Raw genomic sequence first — 2398 nt, forward strand, 5'->3', positions numbered from 1 at the left:
TGTGTAGTGCAAAATAGAAGTACAGAGTTTTGAAGAGGAAAAGTACATAACGTTGCAACACAAGTTTTAATAAAAAAAGGCTTGCCAGCCTTCCAATATTTCTCTACTGTAATTGGTGTCGAATCAAATGCAGTGGAGGTTGAAAGGAATGCTAGCAATGCCTGAAATTAATTGTATCAAATTAATGAGGAATCAGAAATCCTTATCCATAAATAAAATATCAAAAACGCTAGGTATTAACTGGAGAACAGCAAAAAAGTATGCCGACGGAGATCAACTCCCTGAAGAAAATAAAAAGAAAAAGTCTGGAATGATGTACGACGAGCAATGGGGAGAAATTGTAGGAGATTGGCTTTGGGAAGATCTTAAACTAAAGAAGAAAGATAGAAGGACTAACAAGGGGATATTTTCTGCACTTCAGAAGATGGGCTTCAAGGGGTCCTATCGGACCGTCTCTTATTTCATTAAAGAATGGCGTGAAGGAAGAGAAGATATTGAAGATGAAACAAAAGATAAAAACTCTGAGCGTTTAATCCATCCTCCCGCGGAAGCACAATTGGATTTTGGATTAATGGGAGCCGTTAAAGATGGAATGTATGTGGACATTCAATGTTTAGTTATGACTCTTCCTTTTAGTAATAGCGCATTTGCAATTCCTTTACCAGGTGAAAATCAAGAATGTCTTTTACATGGAATGAAAGTGATATTCAAGCAATTAGGCGGAGTTCCTAAGAAAATTCGTATCGACAATATGAAGACCGCTGTCATCAAACCAAGAAATAAGCATGAAGAGGCTGTCTTTACAAACGAATTCCTTCAATTTGCAAATCATTACGGATTTGAACCACAAGCGTGCAATCCCTATTCAGGAAATGAAAAAGGAAACGTGGAAAATAAAGTCGGCTACGTTCGCTACAATTTTATAACTCCTGCACCTGTCATAAAAGATTTGGATCACTTTAGCCAAATACTTGAACAGCAGCTAACGGAGGACCGACAACGCATTCATTATAAAAAACATGTTTCCATACAGGAGTTATTGGAAGAAGAGCATCAGTATCTATTGGAGCTCCCTCAAGAAGAATACCCAGTTTTTAAAAAAGAACAAGCGAAGGCAAATAAGTATGGAGAAATCACTTTAGATAAAGTGAAAGTTTATGTTCCTCGGGCCTATAATTACACACAACTATCTGTCGTTAAGTATTGGGACCGTTTCAAGGTACTATCCCCTCATGGTGAAATCTTGTATGAGGACCATAGACCATATATGCACAAGAATCGTGAGATTCCATGGCAATCTATCCTAAAGGCTTGGTTGGCAAAACCGCGTTCTGCAACCTATTCCCGCTTTTCAGCCTATCTCCCAGGCCGCATATATGAATACATCAATATCTCGAATCTAACGATTCGTAAGGAACGTCTGAAGTGGATTATCGGATTACTGGCTAATCATGATATGAATGAAATCAATGATCGATTTTATGATTTACTCGGTGGGCAATCGGACACTTTAAAAGAACCCGAGGCCCATCCTTATGACATTGATTGGAATAAGTATGATCAGCTTCAAAACACCTCACAGACAGGAAACGAGGTGCAGTGATAATGGATCTAAAAGAAATGTGCAAAACATTGCGGCTGGCGCATGTAAGCGATATTTACTCAGATATACCATGTGAAGATCCAACTCAGTTTTTAAAAACTCTGTTCCAAAAAGAACTACAGCTCCGGGAGGGAGCAAAAGCCGAACGATTGGTTAAGAAGGCGCGATTTTTACAGAAGAAGTCACTTTCGTCGTTTCAATGGAGTGAACAAATTCATTTTCCATCACATATCGACTCTAAAGAATTATGCACACTAAATTTTATCGCCCGTAAAGAGAATCTAATTTTAACAGGGGCCCCCGGCACCGGAAAAACTCATTTAGCAACGGGAATTGGATATGAGGCATGTAAACAGGGGCTTGAGGTACGGTTTTATAGAGTTTCAGACTTAGCCGATGTATTGGAGAGAGCATGGAGCGAGGGCAAGCTATCACAGCTTCGGAATCGTTTTAAGAGTGTTGATCTAATCATTTTGGATGAAATGGGGTACGTGCCTTTTAACAAAGAAGGGGCTGAACTCCTCTTCCAACTCATCTCCGACTGGTATGAACAAAAAAGCTTGATCATCACATCGAACTTGGAATTCAGTCAATGGAATCGTGTCTTTAGTGATTCTAGATTGACTGCAGCTTTAGTAGATCGGGTTATACACCATGCCCATATATTGAACTTTACAGGGGATAGTTTTAGGGTAACAAACGCACTTTCTAGACATAAATGAATACTCAGATGAAGGCTGGCAAGCTTATGTATTTTTCATTGCATTCTTCTGCACTTTTATCTTGCAAAACACA

The 2398-nt window shown here is 39.1% G+C and carries 2 protein-coding genes; both read left to right on the forward strand.

The window, feature by feature from the left end; genetic code table 11:
- The first annotated feature begins 148 nt into the window (after positions 1-148).
- Complete coding sequence (gene istA / locus WFH04_RS17990; protein WP_336825694.1) at positions 149-1603, forward strand: IS21 family transposase; 1455 nt, start codon at positions 149-151, stop codon at positions 1601-1603.
- 2 nt (positions 1604-1605) lie between these two features.
- Positions 1606-2325, forward strand: a complete 720-nt coding sequence (istB, locus tag WFH04_RS17995; RefSeq protein WP_381481002.1) for an IS21-like element helper ATPase IstB — start codon at positions 1606-1608, stop codon at positions 2323-2325.
- Positions 2326-2398: the final 73 nt, after the last annotated feature.

Origin of the sequence: Sporosarcina sp. USHLN248 (genome assembly GCF_037144575.1) — a bacterium.
In the GTDB taxonomy this organism is placed as follows: Bacteria; Bacillota; Bacilli; order Bacillales_A; family Planococcaceae; genus Sporosarcina; species Sporosarcina contaminans.

Excerpts from the sequence above, each read along its gene's own strand:
- istA (WP_336825694.1), top strand. The coding sequence starts at position 149 with ATGCTAGCAATGCCTGAAATTAATTGTATCAAATTAATGAGGAATCAG.
- istB (WP_381481002.1), top strand. The coding sequence starts at position 1,606 with ATGGATCTAAAAGAAATGTGCAAAACATTGCGGCTGGCGCATGTAAGC.